The sequence below is a fragment of the Rhizobium sp. NLR22b genome (genome assembly GCF_019685295.1).
GTDB lineage: Bacteria > Pseudomonadota > Alphaproteobacteria > Rhizobiales > Rhizobiaceae > Rhizobium.
The window spans coordinates 45,226-61,203 of sequence record NZ_JABDWM010000019.1 but is presented as its reverse complement, the minus strand read 5'-3'; the positions used below and the strand labels follow the sequence as shown (position 1 = coordinate 61,203).

The following is a 15,978-nucleotide window of genomic DNA, read 5'->3' as shown; positions in this document are numbered from 1 at the left end:
GGACTGTAGATATGACTGAAAAACTCGTTATCATCGGCAATGGCATGGCGCCCGGGCGCATGCTGGAGCACCTCTTCGAACAGGCGCCCGGACGCTATGAAGTGACGATCTTCAATGCCGAGCCGCGCGTCAATTACGACCGCATCATGCTGTCGCCGGTTCTCTCCGGGGAAAAGGACTACGAGCAGATCATCATTCACGGTGACGGCTGGTATATCAAGCACGGCATCATGCTCTACAAGGGCCACAAGATCGTCAACATCGATCGCGAAGCCAAGACCGTAACGTCAGACCACGGCGTCACCGAAAGCTACGACAAGCTGGTGATCGCAACCGGTTCGGTGCCCTTCATCATCCCGGTTCCAGGCAAGGATCTGCCGGGCGTCATCACCTATCGCGATCTCGACGACGTGCAGGCCATGCTGCTTGCCGCCCAGTCGCGCGAAAAGGCCGTCGTCATCGGCGGCGGCCTGCTCGGTCTGGAAGCGGCGGCCGGCCTTGCCCAGCGCGGCATGGACGTCACCGTCCTGCACGTCATGCCGACGCTGATGGAGCGCCAGCTCGATCCTGCCGCCGGCTATCTCCTGCAGAAGGCGGTCGAGGAACGCGGCATCAAGGTGATCTGCAAGGCTAACACCAAGGCAATCATCGGCAACGGCAGGGTCGAAGGCATCGAGCTCGATGACGGCCGCATCATCCCGGCAACCCTCGTCGTCATGGCCGTCGGCATCCGGCCGAATGTCGGTCTGGCGAAGGACGCCGGTCTTGCGGTCAACCGCGGCATCGTCGTCGATGCCGGCATGCAGACCTCTGACGGCGATATCCTGGCGCTCGGCGAATGCGCCGAGGTGGGCGGCATGGTCTACGGCCTCGTCGCGCCGCTCTATGAAATGGCCCGTATCGCCGCCGCCCATCTCTCGGGCGATCGGTCCCCCGCCTTCGTTCACGCGGACACGCCGACCAAGCTGAAGGTCACCGGCATCGAACTCTATTCGCTCGGCGATTTCGCCGACGGCGACGATCGCGAGGAGATAGTGCTGCGCGATGCCAGCGCCGGCGTCTACAAGCGCCTGGTCCTGAAGGACAACAAGATCATCGGCACCGTGCTCTATGGCGAAACCGCCGACGGCGCGTGGTTCAACGACCTGAAGAAGAAGGCGACCGACATTTCGGAGATGCGCGAAACGCTGATCTTCGGTCAGGCCTATCAGGGAGGGTCGCCGCTGGACCCTATGGCGGCCGTTGCAGCCTTGCCGGATGACGCGGAAATCTGTGGCTGCAACGGCGTATGCAAGGGCAAGATCACCTCGACGATCAAGTCGAAGGGGCTGACGTCGCTCGACGATGTGCGCGCCCATACGAAGGCATCCGCCTCGTGCGGCTCCTGCACCGGCCTCGTCGAGCAACTGATGGCGCTGACGCTCGGCGACAGCTACAATCCGGCTGCCGTGCAGCCGATGTGCACCTGCACCGAGCTTGGCCATGACGACGTTCGCCGGCTGATCAAGGCCAAGGGCCTGAAGAGCATCCCTGCCGTCATGCAGGAGCTGGAATGGAAAACTTCATGCGGCTGCGCCAAATGTCGGCCGGCGCTCAACTATTACCTCGTCTGCGACTGGCCGGATGAATATGCCGACGACTATCAGTCGCGTTTCATCAACGAGCGCGTCCACGCCAATATCCAGAAGGACGGCACCTATTCCGTCGTTCCGCGCATGTGGGGCGGCGTCACCAATTCGAACGAGCTGCGCGCTATCGCCGATGTCGTCGACAAGTTCGAGATCCCGATGGTGAAGGTGACGGGCGGCCAGCGCATCGACCTGCTCGGCATCGAGAAGGAAGATCTACCCGCCGTCTGGGCCGATCTCGGCAAGGCCGGCTTCGTCTCGGGCCAGGCCTATGCCAAGGGTCTGCGTACCGTGAAGACCTGTGTGGGATCGGACTGGTGCCGTTTCGGCACCCAGGATTCGACCGGGCTCGGCATCCGCATCGAGAAGTTCATGTGGGGCTCCTGGACGCCGGCCAAGCTGAAAATGGCGGTGTCCGGCTGCCCGCGCAACTGCGCGGAAGCAACCTGCAAGGATATCGGCGTGATCTGTGTGGATTCCGGTTTCGAGATCCACTTCGCCGGTGCGGCCGGTCTCGACATCAAGGGCACCGAGGTGCTCGGGCTGGTGAAGACCGAAGACGAGGCGCTGGAGCATATCGTGGCCCTGACGCAGATGTATCGCGAACAGGCCCGGTACCTCGAGCGCATCTACAAGTGGGCCAAGCGTATCGGCCTGGAGGAAATCCGCCGGCAGATCATGGGCGATGCCGAAAAGCGCAAAGCCTATTACGACCGCTTCGTCTTCTCCCAGAAATTCGCCCAGGTCGATCCGTGGTCGGAGCGTGTCTCCGGCAAGGACAAGCACGAGTTCAAGCCGATGGCGACGATCGGCTACCCGCAGGCAGCTGAATAAGGAGATTGATATGACCTGGCCCAATGAAAACTGGCATCCGATCGGTGACATCTCCGATATCCCCTTGCGTGGTGCACGCTGCGTGAAGACGCCGCAGGGCAAGATCGCCGTCTTCCGCACGGCCGAAAATGAGGTTTTCGCCATCGAGGACCACTGCCCGCACAAGGGCGGTCCGCTCTCGCAAGGGATCGTGCACGCCAAAGCCGTCACCTGCCCTCTGCACAACTGGGTGATCTCTCTCGAAACCGGCAAGGCGCTCGGCGCCGACGAGGGCGCGGTGCGGATCATCCCGATCCGTAACGAGGACGGCGCTCTCTTCATCGCGCTCGAAAGCCTGATGATGGCGGCGGAATAGATGACGACAGAGGTCAAGACCACGTGTCCCTATTGTGGCGTCGGCTGCGGCGTCGTCGCCACGGTCGACGAGGCTGGCGCGGTCAGCGTCAAGGGCGATCCCGAGCATCCGTCGAATTTCGGCCGGCTCTGCTCAAAGGGTTCGGCTCTTGCCGAAACCATCGATCTCGACGGCCGGCTTCTCTATCCCGAAATCTCGGGCGAACGCAGCGGCTGGGAGGAGGCGCTCGATCTCGTCGCCCGGCGCTTTTCCGAAACCGTCGCCGAACACGGGCCGGATTCGGTTGCCTTCTACGTCTCGGGGCAACTGCTGACCGAAGATTATTACATCGCCAACAAGCTGATGAAGGGCTTCATCGGCTCAGCTAATATCGACACCAATTCCAGGCTCTGCATGTCCTCGTCCGTCGCGGGCCATCGTCGTGCTTTCGGCGCCGATACGGTGCCCGGAACCTATGAGGATATCGAGCTTGCCGACCTGGTGGTCCTGACCGGCTCCAACCTCGCCTGGTGCCACCCTGTCATCTACCAGCGGCTCGCTGCCGCAAAGGTGGTGCGGCCCAACATGCGCATCGTTGTCATCGACCCGCGCCGGACGATGACATGCGATATCGCCGACCTGCATCTCGCAATCCGCCCGGACGGCGACGTCGCCCTGTTCACGGGACTGCTTGCGCATCTCGCCACGAGCCCGGCGATCGACCAGAACTATATCGCCGCCCATACGGAAGGCTTCGGCGACGCCTTTGCGGCAGCGGCCGCGCTTGATATCAACGAGCTCCTGGAACGGACCGGCCTGCCGGCCATGCAGATCCGGGAGTTCTTCCGCCTGTTCGAGACGACTGAGAAGGTTGTCACCTGCTACAGCCAGGGCGTCAACCAATCCTCCTCCGGCACCGACAAGGTCAATGCCATCCTCAACTGCCACCTCGCGACCGGCCGCATCGGCCGTCCCGGCATGGGGCCGTTCTCGCTGACCGGCCAGCCCAACGCCATGGGCGGGCGTGAGGTCGGCGGCCTTGCCAATATGCTTGCGGCCCATATGGCGATCGAGAATGCGGATGACCGGGACCGCGTGCGACGCTTCTGGAATTCGCCCGTCATTGCCGCAAAGCCCGGTTTGAAAGCGGTCGACATGTTCCGCGCAGTGGCGGACGGGCGCATCAAGGCGCTCTGGGTGATGGCCACCAATCCTGTTGTGTCGATGCCGGATGCCGACAGCGTCGAAAGCGCGATCGCCGCCTGTCCCTTCGTCGTCGTGTCGGACATCCTGAAAGAGACGGATACGACCCGCCACGCCCATGTGCTTTTGCCCTCGCTCGGCTGGGGCGAGAAGAATGGTACCGTCACCAATTCCGAACGCCGCATTTCCAGGCAGCGGCCGTTTCTCGACGTCCCGGGCGACGCCAGGGCCGACTGGTGGCAGCTTGCGGAGGTCGGACGCCGCATGGGATTCGGCGCCGCCTTCAACTTTGACGCGCCGGCGGCAATCTTTGGGGAACATGCCGCGCTTTCCGCCTTCGAAAACAACGGCAGCCGCGACTTCGATATCGGCGTCCACGCCGACATCAGCGGTGGCGCCTTCGACGAACTGTCGCCCTTTCAATGGCCGCAGCCGGCAGGGACGGCTCCCGCCGTCACCCGCTTCTTCGCCGGGGGCGGCTTCTTCCATCCCGATGGCAAGGCGCGCTTCGTTGCGGTCAAACCAACGGCAACCGATCGTACCAATGCCGATTTTCCCTTCACCCTGAACACCGGCCGCATCCGCGACCAGTGGCACACGATGACACGAACCGGAAAGAGCGCGCGGCTTTCCGCCCATATCGCCGAACCCTTTGCCGAGATCCATCCGCGCGATGCGATCGAGAACGGCATATCAAGCGCCGGCCTCGTCGAAATCGAGAGCCCCCAGGGCACAGCAATCGTGCGGGCGCTGGTGGCCGACCGCCAAGCGCGCGGCGGCGTTTTCGCACCGATGCACTGGAACGACCAGTTCGCGGCAAAAGCGCGGATCGACGCCGTGGTCGCGCCGATCACCGACCCTCTTTCCGGCCAACCGGCGTCGAAGAATGTTGCCGTTGCCGTTCGGCCCTTCCGCGCCACCCATTACGGTTTCGCGGTCTCGGCCATCAAACCGGACACACCCGCCGCGGCCTATTGGGCGGTGGCAAAGGCTGCCGGCGGCTGGCGGCTGGAGCTTGCCTTCACCGAGGCTGTCGAAGACTGGACGGCTTGGTGCCGGAAGGTCTTCGCCATTCCGGCCGAGATCGAACCCCTGGGTTACGCCGATCGGCAATCCGGCGACCTGAGGCTCGCCTTCTTCGATGGCGAGATCCTGCTTGCCGCTCTGTTTCTCGCTCGCGAACCGGTTGCCGTCGCACGCAACTGGGCAATCTCGCAACTCTCCGTCGTGCATGGCGACCTCAGGAAACGCTTTGCGCTGGTCGCAGGCCGCCCCGGGGCCGGTCGACCGGATCCCGGTGCCACCGTCTGCTCCTGCTTCAGTATCGGGGTCAACCAGATCGCTGCCGCGGTGCGCGGCGGATGCCATAGCGTCGAAGCGGTGGGCAAGGAAACGAGCGCCGGAACCAATTGCGGCTCCTGCCGCAGCGAAATCGGCAGGATCATCGATCGCTGTCTTGCCGCAGCGGCGGAGTGAATGCGCAACCGCGGATGCTGACGTCGGATGTCAGGTTGCGCTCGGAACGACAAGCATTTGACGGTCGGCTGAGATGCGGACGGCGATCTCGTCATAGGAAGAGATGGTCGGATGCGGCGTCTCCATCTTATGGTGATGGGTTGCCGTAACGACCATGACATCAGCGCCCGCCGCCTCGGCGGCCTTGATGCCAGCTGCAACATCCTCAAACACCAGACAATCCCGCGTGCTGACGCCGAGGCGTTCGGCGCCGAGAATATAACATTGCGGATCGGGCTTTCCGACCGTCACATCCTCCGCCGTCACCATGAATTTCGGCAGAGGCAGGCCAGCCGCTTCCATCCGGCGGTGGGCAAGACGCGAGGGCGAAGAGGTGACGATCGCCCAGCGATCCAGCGGCAGCGAACTGAGGAACGCCGCGGCACCGGAAATGGCAACGACATCGCCGACATCGGCAATTTCAGCCTCGGTCACCAGCCTTGCCTCGTGTTCGGGATCGACGCCCGGCAGGTTAAGCCGGGTGATTGTGTCAATGCCACGCGATCCATGCATCTTCGGCAAGAAGGCGCCGACATCGAGCCCATGGCCTCTTGCCCAGTCGCTCCAAACACGCTCGGCCGCGAGGATCGAATTGAGGATGGTGCCGTCCATGTCGAAGAGGAAGGCGGCATAAGGCTTTTCGAAGCCATGGGGCATCGGCGGGTACAAGGGCGTAGCTCGATAAGGAGGAGTGTCGGACGGTGGTGGTGCCGATGAAACGGCAAATCGCTGCGTTTTGCAAGCCTGCGCAGGACAGCGACGCTGCGTGGTTTGGAGCCTTTCCAGCAACTTGGGCCGTTAAGGTTTGCGCACGATGCAAACTCCGCGTGCAGGTTTTTCAAAAAGATCGGAACAATGACTCCTGCAGGTGGTTACTCAGAGGTCATCCGTGATGAAAATCAAAGGAGGATATCCTCATGACCAAATCCCTTATTGCCGCTTCGCTGCTCGCGATCGGCATGGCATCGTCAGCCTTTGCTCAGTCGAATCCGGATCCCATCGGACCGACAAATGGCGGCTCGACCGATCCGGGTTCGGGTAACTATTCGTCCGATTACACCAACAGCGACAATGGCATGCACCCTGTCCAGGTCGCGCCCGTCGATCCGACCACGACCCAGAGCATCCAACCGCCGCAGGCGATGGAATGCGCCGGCATGCCGCAGCAGCGGACCGGTGTCGATACGCGCGGCGGTGAGAGCGGCGCATCAATCAGCGAAGCTTGCCGCGAATACGACAACTGAGCAGGCAATCGCCCGTTTTGAAACATGTCGCGCAAAAGCGCACCACATCGGAAAAGGCCGGTTTATGCCGGCCTTTTCATGTCGCGGCGAATAAAGACTTCTTCCGCATCAGACCTTTTGATCCGCGCGTTCCGACCACCCGTCTTATTGCGCCATTGATCATTCCGCAGGGTGCGGCATCACCGGATGGTGATCATCGAGCGGTGGCCGCTGCCGCCAGCCAGTCAGATGGTTCATCAGCGGGAAATAAGCGCCATAAGGCAGCAGACGCGCCAGCTTCAGCATCGTCGTGAAGCGCCTGGGGAAAGCGATCTCGAAAGCCTCCGATTTCAGCCCGGCAGCAATCTGGCGGGCAGCCTCCTCGGGCGACACCAGCGCCGCTGACATGGGAAATGCGCTCTTCCCCACTGACGGCGTGTCAACGAAGCCAGGGCTGATGAGCTGGATGCGGATGCCCATCTTGTCGAGATCGAATTTCAGGCTTTCGGCCATGTTGATCAACGCCGCCTTGGTGGCGCCATAGGCAGCCCCCGTCGGCAGGCCCCCATAGCCTGTGGCGGAAGAGACGATGGCGATCTGTCCCTGCCCTTTCGCTTTCATATGGCGGATCGTCGGCAACAGACAGTTGACGACGCCGGAAAGATTGACCGCAAAGCTCATTTCGAAATCGGCGCGGTTCAGGTCTTCGGCGTGAACAGGCAGATGGATACCGGCATTGAGGATGGCCATGGCCAGCGTGCCATGCTCATATTCGATCGAGGCCAGGACATGTTCCATGTCCTCAGCATCGGTGACATCACCGTCGAGGACGATAATGTTGCCGGAAAGGCCGCTGGCTTCGGCCTGCAGCTCGACCAGCTTTTCGTGGCTTCTGGCGGTGACCGCGACCTTGTATCCTTCGCCGGCAAGCTTCAGCGCAAGCGCCCGGCCGATACCCGAGCTCGCGCCCGAGATCCAGACGATTCCATGTTCGGGACGGGCGATGAAATCACGCATGACATGCTCCTCCGGCTCTGCCTGACCAGCACGAAAACAGGCCCGGAAGTTCTTTGCGCCTCCCGGATTTACGGCTTTATCACACCATTGTGGCTGCTTTCAGCCGATCAGGTCGCCGATCATCTGACGAAAGGACCCGGTCAGCCGGATCGGTCCATCCGAAACAGCCAAGGCAATGCAAGGCCTGTCCCTTTCGGCAACCGGCCGGTGATCGACAGTTTCATCGGCAATCGAGATGTCGCCGGGGCCGAAATGGCCGCGCTCATCGTTGAAAGCCCCGTCGAGAACGAGGATCAGTTCCACGCCTTTATGCGTGTGCGCCGGAAAGGCGCGTCCAGGGCGAATCCACATCAGACGGACCTCGCAGCCGTCCATGTTGAGCGAGTATTCTTTAAATCCGGGCAGCCGCCTGCGCCAGGCGACCTCCTCGACTTCGAAGCCGACAAGGTCGCGCAGCCCACGGGGAAACAGCGCAGTTGCCGGTCTCCTGGCTGCCTCTGGCTCAGAATCGGAAGAAGCGGTGGAGAAGATTGCCGCAAGGTGCTGCTTGCGGTCGGCAATGGCGGCTTCCGTCGTGTTTTCCAGCGCCTCTCCGGCCAGCAGCTCGAGTGCCTTCACCAAGTTGCGATTGTCAGGTTTCATTTCCAGGTGGGAGTGTACGAGCACGCGTGCCGGCTCGGGCAAGGAGCCGGCGACATAATGCGCCATCAATGCGTCGATCGTGTCGATCTGCTTGTAATCCATTCGGTTTTCGGCCACGCCCCGCTGCCCGTGTTCCGTTGTCGCTTTGTCCTCATCCGTACGGGGAAAGTCAATCTTCGGATCACCGCGACACGGTGGGATCGCGCTCGCGGGCCATTTCGGGCAAGAAAGCTAAATTTTATCGTGGCCGTCAGGGGCATGGAATAGCATTTCTTGCCAACACAGCCTTGTGAAGGGAAAAGACCGTTCCTAAAGTAAGAGTTCGAAAGAGGCAGATTCCATGACCTTCCATCCCTCCGTCCTCGAAGCCATCGGCAGCACGCCGCTGATCAAACTCAAGGGTGCCTCCGCGGCAACCGGCTGCACCATTCTCGGCAAGGCGGAGTTCCTGAACCCCGGCCAGTCGGTGAAGGACCGTGCCGCGCTCTACATTATCCGCGATGCGGAGCGGAAGGGGCTGCTTCGGCCCGGCGGCGTCATCGTCGAAGGCACGGCCGGCAATACCGGCATCGGGCTGACGCTGGTCGCCAAGGCGCTCGGCTACCGCACCGTCATCGTCATCCCGGAAACGCAGAGCCAGGAAAAGAAGGACGCGCTGAAGCTGCTCGGCGCCGAACTCGTCGAAGTGCCGGCCGTTCCCTACAAGAACCCGAACAACTACGTGAGAGTGTCCGGGCGCCTTGCCGAGCAAATGGCAAAGAGCGAACCGAACGGCGCGATCTGGGCGAACCAGTTCGACAACGTCGCCAACCGGCAGGCGCATGTCGAAACGACCGCGCCGGAAATCTGGAAGGATACCGACGGCAAAATCGACGGCTTTATCTGCTCCGTCGGTTCCGGCGGCACGCTGGCAGGTGTCGCTGCCGGCCTCAAGGCCTTCAAGGCCGACGTCAAGATCGGCATCGCCGATCCCGATGGCGCCGCTCTCTACGAATTCTACAAGAACGGCACGCTGAAATCCGAAGGTTCATCGATCACCGAGGGCATCGGCCAGGGCCGCATCACCGCCAATCTCGAGGGCTTCATGCCGGACTTTTCCTATCGGGTCTCCGATGCCGAAGCACTTCCCTATCTTTTCGATCTCGTCGAAAACGAGGGCCTGTGCCTCGGCGGCTCGACGGCGATCAATGTTGCCGGCGCCGTCAATCTCGCCCGGGACCTCGGCCCCGGTCACACGGTGGTGACAATCCTCTGCGACTACGGCAACCGCTACCAGTCGAAGCTTTTCAATCCGGATTTCCTGAGGTCGAAAGGACTGCCCGTTCCGGGCTGGATGGCTCGGTCTTCCGACATACACGTTCCCTACGAACCCGTGTGAGACCGATGCCCGTCAATGCCCTCTATCGTGACGACTTCTATCTCTCGACATGCGAGGCGGTCGTCACCGCCGTTCACGACGACGGGGGCATCGAGCTCAACCAGACCTGCTTTTATGCCACTTCGGGTGGCCAGCCCGGTGACACTGGCCAGCTTGAACGCGCCGACGGCACCAAGATCGCACTCGGCCAGACGAAACACGGCGCCGGCAAGGACGTCATCATCCACGTGCCGCTCGAGAACGAGCCGCGGCCGGAGGTTGGCGAGACGCTGGTGCTGCATGTCGACTGGCCGCGCCGCTACCGGCTGATGCGCATGCACACGGCCTGCCACCTGCTGTCGGTCATCTGCTCCTATCCGATCACCGGGGCCGCGGTCGGCGAGGAAGAAAGCCGCGTCGACTTCGACATGAGCGAGACGATCGACAAGGACGAGGTCACGGCCAAGCTGATGGAACTCGTCGGCCAGAACCATCCGGTCTACTTGCAATGGATTACCGACGACGAGCTTGCGGCCAACCCAGACATCGTCAAATCAAAGAACGTGCGCCCGCCGATGGGGCTCGGCCGGGTCAGTCTGGTCTGTATCGGCGAGAACTCCTCGATTGACAGCCAGCCCTGCGGCGGCACACATGTCTCGGAGACGCAGGAAGTCGGTCAGATCCATATCGCCAAGATCGAAAAGAAGGGCAAGGAGAACCGCCGCTTCCGAATCCGATTCGGCACGCCCGGCGAAGAAGCCTGACAAGGGGAGACCATAATGACTGAGAGCAAGAGCCGTTTCGTCGTCTCGGCCGACTGGCTGCAGGCCGAGCTCGGCAAGCCGGATCTGCGCGTGCTGGACGCCTCCTTCTACCTGCCGGCGCAGAAGCGCGACGCCGATGCCGAATATGCGGCCGGCCATATTCCCGGGGCCATCCGCTTCGATCAGGACAAGATCGCCGACCACTCGACGTCTTTGCCCCACACCATCCCCTCGCCCGATTACTTCGCCGCCGAAGTCGGCAAGCTCGGCATCAGCGAGAATCATCGCATCGTCGTCTATGACGGTATCGGCGTGTTTGCCTCGCCCCGCGTCTGGTGGCTGTTCCGGGTGATGGGCACCAAGAACGTCTTCGTCCTCGACGGCGGTCTCGACGGCTGGAAGGCCGAGGGCCGTCCGCTCGAAACAGCGGCCCCCAGCTATGCCCCGACGACGTTTACGCCTGACTTCGACGAGAGCCGCGTCGTGACGCTGGATACCATGCGTGACATCGTCTCGAGCGGTGCGATGCAGATCGCCGACGCCCGTAGCGCCGGCCGCTTCGCCGCTACCGAACCCGAGCCGCGTGCCGGCATGCGCTCCGGCCATATGCCCGGCGCCCGAAGCCTGCCCTCCGGTGTCTTCGCCAACCAGGGTCGGTTCAAGTCGCTACCCGAACTCAGGCAGACGATCGAAAAGGCCGGGATTGATCTCTCTAAGCCGGTCGTCACCTCCTGCGGCTCGGGAATAACGGCCGCGATCATCACGCTGGCGCTGGAATCCCTCGGCCATCACGACAACAAGCTTTATGATGGTTCATGGAGCGAATGGGGCAGCCGTGACGATACCCCTGTTGTCACCGGTCCACCGACGCCGGTCAAAGCCTGAACCGCCATGGGAAAGACGCCCGCTTCGCTCAAAGCTCATATCACCCGTCTTGAAATGACAGCGGCGCCGAAGGCCAGCATGCCGGTGCCCGTCAATATCCAGACGGCGATCATGCGTGCGCCAGGCATACCACTGCCCTTCTACCGCTATCTCTACCGACAGGTGGGGGCGCGCTGGCAATGGGTGGACCGGCTGCGCATGAGCGATGAGCAACTCACCGAAACGCTGAACGACAAGCGCAACAATATCAGCGTCCTCTACGTGAATGGCGCGCCGGCTGGATTCTACGAGTATTTCTGCGAGGACGAGGAGACGATCGAACTTAGCCATTTCGGCCTGATCGAACATGCGCTCGGGCTTGGCATCGGCAAATGGTTTCTGCTGCAGGCGCTCTATGCGATCTGGGCGCTCGATCCGAAGCGCGTCACCACGACCACCAATAATCTCGACCATCCGCGCGCACTGCAGCTCTATCAGATGTACGGCTTCTCCCCTGTGTCCACAGGCACCGGCATTGTGCGGCCGCTGAGTGACAAGGAACTGCTGGAGCTTGCGCGGAAAAGCTGAAGGTTTGATTTGCTCGTCCAAGGGCTGTCTGCGTGCAAGAAACGGGTGGTTTGCACGCTCGTCCAGGTGCAATTTCATGGCAATCACAAAGGAGATTTGTCATGACCGTCATTCGTTTTGCCGCTATGCCGACCGCCGATGCCGATGCCCTCTGGAACGGTGGCCGTGATGCCTATGACAACCTGCCCGAGACGATGATATCAGACGGTGACGGCAACCCCTGCCGCCATTGCCTGCAGAATATCGAAGAAGGCGAGGAACTGCTGGTTTTCGCCTACCGGCCCTTTCCGGCGCTGCAGCCCTATGCCGAAACCGGGCCGGTCTTCCTGCATAAACAAGTCTGCCGACGCTACGCCGCCGAGGAGGTCCAACCGCCGATGCTGACGATGAGCCCCAATTTCATCGTCCGCGGCTACAGTACGAATGATCGCATCGTCTACGGCACCGGCGCGGTGACCGATTTCGACCAAATTCCGGCCTATGCCGAGACACTGCTGGCACGAGCCGACATAGCCTATGTCCATGTGCGTTCGGCACGAAACAATTGCTTCCAGTGTCGGATCGACAAGGTAAAGGCGCCGGCCCTGATAGAGACCGGCGCCTTTACGTGACCTTGGGCCAGACAGCTTACGCGACGTTGAGCACGCCTTCCGGCGCGAAGGCTTCGTAACCGAGCGCCTCCGCGACCGGCTTGTTGGTGATGCGGCCCTTGTGCACGTTGAGGCCGTTCCTCAGGTGCTTATCTTCGGTGATGGCGCGCAGGCCGCGGTCGGCAAGCGCAAGCCCGTGGACCAGCGTGGCGTTGTTCAGCGCATGCGCCGACGTGACCGGTACTGCGCCGGGCATGTTGGCGACGCAATAATGCACCACGCCCTCGACCTCATAAGTCGGATCGGAATGCGTCGTCGCATGCGAGGTTTCGAAGCAGCCGCCCTGGTCGATGGCGACGTCGACAATGACGGCGCCCTTCTTCATGCCGGACAGCATCTCACGGGTAACGAGCTTCGGAGCGGCAGCACCCGGGATCAGCACAGCGCCGATGATGAGATCGGCCGAGAAGACCTCCTCCTCGAGCGCCTGAATGCTGGAATAACGGGTGTGGACACGGCCGGCGAAAATGTCATCGAGCTGACGCAGGCGCGGCAGGGATTTATCGAGGATGCTGACATCGGCGCCGAGTCCGGCGGCCATTCTGGCGGCATGCAGGCCGACTACGCCGCCGCCGATGACTGCGACCTTGGCCGGCAGCACGCCGGGCACGCCGCCGAGCAGGACACCGAGACCGCCATTGGCCTTCTGCAAGGCTGTCGCTCCCGCCTGGATAGACAGGCGCCCGGCGACTTCGGACATCGGCGCCAGCAGCGGCAGGCCGCCGCGCTCGTCGGTCACCGTCTCATAGGCGATGGCGGTGACGCCGGAGGCGAGAAGACCTTTGGTCTGATCGGGATCGGGCGCCAGATGCAGATAGGTGTAGAGCAACTGACCATCGCGAAGCTGCTCCCATTCCGAGGGCTGCGGCTCCTTGACTTTGACGATCATGTCGCACTTTTCGAAAATATCCTTGGCGGAGGCGGCAATCTTCGCGCCGGCCGCGGCATAGGCGGCATCATCTGCACCGATGCCGGCACCCGCCTTGGTTTCCACCCAGACCTCGTGGCCATGAGCCACATATTCGCGCACCGAAGCAGGCGTCAGGCCGACGCGATATTCATGATTCTTGATTTCCTTCGGGCAACCGACACGCATTTCGCGTTCCTCTCCTTCTGTCTCCGCGGTCGCGGATCTCCTCTGCGACCGATCCAACCATCAAGGCTGCGAAATGTCCTTGCAAAGACGGTTTGCGCAGATGCGATTTTTCGGTGATTATTGCGTCACTAACTCTTATTTTCGAAGGTTCTTCGAATGGTCAACCTTGACACCATCGATCTTGCGATTCTGAAGGTTTTGCAGGCCAATGCCCGCATCACCAATGCCGAGCTCGCCGAGCGGATCGGACTTTCCCCCTCGGCCTGTTCGCGCCGGCTCGACATTCTTGAAAGAAGCGGCGTCATTGACGGCTACCATGCGCGGCTTTCGCACAAGGCGCTCGACTACAAGATGATCGCCATCGTGCATATTTCACTCTCAGGCCAGTTCGCCAAGACGTTGGCGGAGTTCGAGTCGGCGGTGAAGCTCTGTCCCAACGTGCTCGTCTGCTACCTGATGTCGGGCGAATATGACTACATCCTCAGGGTCGCTGCCCGCGACCTCGAAGACTATGAGCGTATCCATCGCGACTGGCTGTCGGCCCTCCCCCATGTAGTCAAGATCAATTCGAGTTTCGCGCTCAGAGAAATCATCGACAGGCCGAATGTAGGGTTTTGAGGCCTTGCTTATTTCCCGAATGCCTGACCAGACTTTCGCCACGCGCGGGCGTCTCCCGCTTATTGGCCTGTCATGAAATCGAAGACACACGGTTACATTTTCGCCCTGCTGGCGCTGACCATCTTTTCGCTGCAGGACGCCATCTCCAAACACCTGGCTTCCACCTATCCCCCGATCTTCGTGACGATGATCCGCTACTGGGCCTTCGGGCTTTTCACAGTCATTCTCGCTTCGAAGATGCGCGGCGGTCTCAAGGCGACGGCCCGTACCAAACGCCCCGTCCTGCAGGTGGCGCGCGGTGTGCTGCTCGCGGTCCAGGTGGTTCTGGCCATCACCTGTTTTGCCGTGATCGGCCTTGCCCGTTCACAGGCGATCTTTTCGGCGACGCCGATCCTCATCGCACTGCTGGCAATGCCGATCCTCGGCGAGCGAGTCGGATGGCGGCGATGGGCGGCAATCGGCGCCGGGCTTTTTGGAGTGCTGCTGATCCTGAAACCGGAAGGCGATTTTTTCGACGTGAAGCTGCTTCTCGCCGTCGCCTCCTGTTTCAATTTCGCCTTCTACGTCATCGCCACACGCCTCGTCAGCCGCGACGATTCTTCGACGACCAGCTTTTTCTATACCGGTGTCGTCGGCGCCGTCGCGATGACGCTGATCGGGCCGTTCTACTGGAGCTGGATGTCATCGGGCGACTGGGGCTGGATGGCGCTGGTCTGTATGACCAGCATTTCAAGCCATTATTTCCTGATCCGCGCCTACGATAGTCTCGATGCCGCCGCCGTTCAGCCGCTGACCTATCTGTCCCTCGTCTACGCTTCGATCATCGGCGTGACGATCTATGGCGAGACGCTCAGTCTCAACACGATCGTCGGCTCGGCAATCGTGGTTGGAGCCGGCATCTTCACGGTCTGGCGCGAACATGTGGTGGCGCGCAGAACGGCCACCGCCCGCGGCGTCGCATTGGAGTCAGGCGACCTGCGCTAGCGGGTCTTACACCATTGGCTTTCCAGAATCGCTGCACGCATCTTGGCGACCTGCAATAACGCCAACCGTTTCATTGCAATTTTAGCCAAGCCACTAAAACCATTTCAATTTTCGGGCGCTATGCTCTCCGACTGTATCCGAGGGAGACAGCATGACCCGAAACTTGAAAATCACCGCGCGAAAGGCGGACCGGCAAAACTGCCGTGTCTTCGGCAGCGTCAAATATCTGAACAGCGAAGTGGATGTCCGCATTCTCAACCTGTCGGTGACCGGCGCCGCCCTGGAGACGAAGACGCCACTCCATGCCGCTTCCGGCAGCAAGGTGCGCATCGAAGCCGAAAATATCGGACTGCTCGAAGGCATCATCCGCTGGAAGCACAATGGCCGCATCGGCGTGCAGTTCGATGTGAATTCGAATTCGCGGGCACAGGTCTCTTCCTATTTCCGCTTTTTCCATAAGGAAATACGGCCGGTGCTGGCGGTTCGTCAGCTTAGAGCCGCGACCAGCGGCGACCGCCCACCTCATTTGGCGACGTCGACGCTGAAATCGTAAGGCCGCACCGTCTTTGCGCCGAGGCACATCGCCGCCGTAAGTCACCTGCGATTTGTCGACCACACCGGCCGCGGTGCGCCCGAAATCTTTGACCCTTTGCAGTGACGA

Annotated in this window: 16 protein-coding genes; 12 read left to right on the top strand and 4 right to left on the bottom strand. The window is 61.5% G+C overall.

Annotation, left to right across the window (positions count from 1 at the left end):
- The first annotated feature begins 11 nt into the window (after window positions 1-11).
- From nirB to HJC00_RS26250, 3 genes are read left to right on the top strand one after another with little or no spacing between them, the layout of a single operon-like run.
- Window positions 12-2,462, top strand: coding sequence for a nitrite reductase large subunit NirB (gene nirB, locus HJC00_RS26260; protein WP_210628162.1), 2,451 nt, complete (start codon window positions 12-14; stop codon window positions 2,460-2,462).
- 10 nt (window positions 2,463-2,472) lie between these two features.
- Window positions 2,473-2,817 carry a nitrite reductase small subunit NirD gene (gene nirD / locus HJC00_RS26255; RefSeq protein ID WP_210628163.1) on the top strand — a complete coding sequence of 115 codons (345 nt, stop codon included), beginning with the start codon at window positions 2,473-2,475 and terminating at the stop codon, window positions 2,815-2,817.
- A complete protein-coding gene (locus HJC00_RS26250; protein ID WP_221164822.1) occupies window positions 2,818-5,475 on the top strand; it encodes a nitrate reductase in 2,658 nt (885 codons plus the stop codon).
- A 30-nt stretch (window positions 5,476-5,505) separates the two neighbouring features.
- Here HJC00_RS26250 and HJC00_RS26245 read toward each other — a convergent pair whose 3' ends face one another.
- Window positions 5,506-6,171, bottom strand: coding sequence for an HAD-IA family hydrolase (locus tag HJC00_RS26245; protein ID WP_405047658.1), 666 nt, complete (start codon window positions 6,169-6,171; stop codon window positions 5,506-5,508).
- Between the two features lie 260 nt (window positions 6,172-6,431).
- Here HJC00_RS26245 and HJC00_RS26240 point away from each other — a divergent pair, with 260 nt between their 5' ends.
- Window positions 6,432-6,758: a hypothetical protein gene (locus tag HJC00_RS26240; RefSeq protein WP_210628166.1), complete on the top strand. Its 327-nt coding sequence runs from the start codon at window positions 6,432-6,434 to the stop codon at window positions 6,756-6,758.
- A gap of 159 nt (window positions 6,759-6,917) precedes the next feature.
- Here HJC00_RS26240 and HJC00_RS26235 read toward each other — a convergent pair whose 3' ends face one another.
- Window positions 6,918-7,754 carry an SDR family oxidoreductase gene (locus tag HJC00_RS26235; RefSeq protein ID WP_221122770.1) on the bottom strand — a complete coding sequence of 279 codons (837 nt, stop codon included), beginning with the start codon at window positions 7,752-7,754 and terminating at the stop codon, window positions 6,918-6,920.
- A gap of 99 nt (window positions 7,755-7,853) precedes the next feature.
- Window positions 7,854-8,498, bottom strand: coding sequence for a ChrR family anti-sigma-E factor (locus tag HJC00_RS26230; RefSeq protein WP_221122769.1), 645 nt, complete (start codon window positions 8,496-8,498; stop codon window positions 7,854-7,856).
- 238 nt (window positions 8,499-8,736) lie between these two features.
- Between HJC00_RS26230 and HJC00_RS26225 the strand changes: the two genes are divergently transcribed.
- From HJC00_RS26225 to HJC00_RS26205, 5 genes are all read left to right on the top strand, one after another.
- Complete coding sequence (locus HJC00_RS26225) at window positions 8,737-9,774, top strand: cysteine synthase A (protein WP_210628169.1); 1,038 nt, start codon at window positions 8,737-8,739, stop codon at window positions 9,772-9,774.
- 5 nt (window positions 9,775-9,779) lie between these two features.
- A complete protein-coding gene (locus HJC00_RS26220; RefSeq protein ID WP_138396748.1) occupies window positions 9,780-10,517 on the top strand; it encodes an alanyl-tRNA editing protein in 738 nt (245 codons plus the stop codon).
- A gap of 15 nt (window positions 10,518-10,532) precedes the next feature.
- The gene (gene sseA / locus HJC00_RS26215; RefSeq protein ID WP_221122768.1) at window positions 10,533-11,402 is read left to right on the top strand and encodes a 3-mercaptopyruvate sulfurtransferase; all 870 of its coding nucleotides are present in this window, start codon (window positions 10,533-10,535) and stop codon (window positions 11,400-11,402) included.
- Window positions 11,403-11,408: 6 nt separating this feature from the next.
- Window positions 11,409-11,969, top strand: a complete 561-nt coding sequence (locus HJC00_RS26210) for a GNAT family N-acetyltransferase (protein ID WP_210628171.1) — start codon at window positions 11,409-11,411, stop codon at window positions 11,967-11,969.
- 101 nt (window positions 11,970-12,070) lie between these two features.
- Window positions 12,071-12,580 carry a DUF1203 domain-containing protein gene (locus HJC00_RS26205; protein ID WP_210628172.1) on the top strand — a complete coding sequence of 170 codons (510 nt, stop codon included), beginning with the start codon at window positions 12,071-12,073 and terminating at the stop codon, window positions 12,578-12,580.
- Between the two features lie 16 nt (window positions 12,581-12,596).
- On the opposite strand, the gene ald is transcribed toward HJC00_RS26205, so the two are convergent.
- A complete protein-coding gene (gene ald / locus HJC00_RS26200; protein ID WP_221146522.1) occupies window positions 12,597-13,715 on the bottom strand; it encodes an alanine dehydrogenase in 1,119 nt (372 codons plus the stop codon).
- 156 nt (window positions 13,716-13,871) lie between these two features.
- Between ald and HJC00_RS26195 the strand changes: the two genes are divergently transcribed.
- From HJC00_RS26195 to HJC00_RS26185, 3 genes are all read left to right on the top strand, one after another.
- Entirely contained in the window at window positions 13,872-14,333 is a 462-nt protein-coding gene (locus tag HJC00_RS26195) for an Lrp/AsnC family transcriptional regulator (RefSeq protein ID WP_210628174.1), read from the top strand.
- 72 nt (window positions 14,334-14,405) lie between these two features.
- The gene (locus HJC00_RS26190; protein WP_221122767.1) at window positions 14,406-15,317 is read left to right on the top strand and encodes a DMT family transporter; all 912 of its coding nucleotides are present in this window, start codon (window positions 14,406-14,408) and stop codon (window positions 15,315-15,317) included.
- 151 nt (window positions 15,318-15,468) lie between these two features.
- Window positions 15,469-15,870, top strand: coding sequence for a PilZ domain-containing protein (locus tag HJC00_RS26185; protein WP_221122766.1), 402 nt, complete (start codon window positions 15,469-15,471; stop codon window positions 15,868-15,870).
- The last annotated feature ends 108 nt before the right edge of the window (window positions 15,871-15,978 follow it).

What these genes read in the sequence shown, in the direction of transcription:
- HJC00_RS26205 (WP_210628172.1), top strand. Translation starts at nt 12,071, where the DNA reads ATGACCGTCATTCGTTTTGCCGCTATGCCGACCGCCGATGCCGATGCC.
- nirB (WP_210628162.1), top strand. Translation starts at nt 12, where the DNA reads ATGACTGAAAAACTCGTTATCATCGGCAATGGCATGGCGCCCGGGCGC.
- nirD (WP_210628163.1), top strand. Translation starts at nt 2,473, where the DNA reads ATGACCTGGCCCAATGAAAACTGGCATCCGATCGGTGACATCTCCGAT.
- HJC00_RS26220 (WP_138396748.1), top strand. Translation starts at nt 9,780, where the DNA reads ATGCCCGTCAATGCCCTCTATCGTGACGACTTCTATCTCTCGACATGC.
- sseA (WP_221122768.1), top strand. Translation starts at nt 10,533, where the DNA reads ATGACTGAGAGCAAGAGCCGTTTCGTCGTCTCGGCCGACTGGCTGCAG.
- HJC00_RS26195 (WP_210628174.1), top strand. Translation starts at nt 13,872, where the DNA reads ATGGTCAACCTTGACACCATCGATCTTGCGATTCTGAAGGTTTTGCAG.
- HJC00_RS26230 (WP_221122769.1), bottom strand. Translation starts at nt 8,498, where the DNA reads ATGGATTACAAGCAGATCGACACGATCGACGCATTGATGGCGCATTAT.
- HJC00_RS26185 (WP_221122766.1), top strand. Translation starts at nt 15,469, where the DNA reads ATGACCCGAAACTTGAAAATCACCGCGCGAAAGGCGGACCGGCAAAAC.
- HJC00_RS26240 (WP_210628166.1), top strand. Translation starts at nt 6,432, where the DNA reads ATGACCAAATCCCTTATTGCCGCTTCGCTGCTCGCGATCGGCATGGCA.
- HJC00_RS26250 (WP_221164822.1), top strand. Translation starts at nt 2,818, where the DNA reads ATGACGACAGAGGTCAAGACCACGTGTCCCTATTGTGGCGTCGGCTGC.
- HJC00_RS26210 (WP_210628171.1), top strand. Translation starts at nt 11,409, where the DNA reads ATGGGAAAGACGCCCGCTTCGCTCAAAGCTCATATCACCCGTCTTGAA.
- HJC00_RS26190 (WP_221122767.1), top strand. Translation starts at nt 14,406, where the DNA reads ATGAAATCGAAGACACACGGTTACATTTTCGCCCTGCTGGCGCTGACC.
- HJC00_RS26235 (WP_221122770.1), bottom strand. Translation starts at nt 7,754, where the DNA reads ATGCGTGATTTCATCGCCCGTCCCGAACATGGAATCGTCTGGATCTCG.
- ald (WP_221146522.1), bottom strand. Translation starts at nt 13,715, where the DNA reads ATGCGTGTCGGTTGCCCGAAGGAAATCAAGAATCATGAATATCGCGTC.
- HJC00_RS26225 (WP_210628169.1), top strand. Translation starts at nt 8,737, where the DNA reads ATGACCTTCCATCCCTCCGTCCTCGAAGCCATCGGCAGCACGCCGCTG.
- HJC00_RS26245 (WP_405047658.1), bottom strand. Translation starts at nt 6,171, where the DNA reads ATGCCCCATGGCTTCGAAAAGCCTTATGCCGCCTTCCTCTTCGACATG.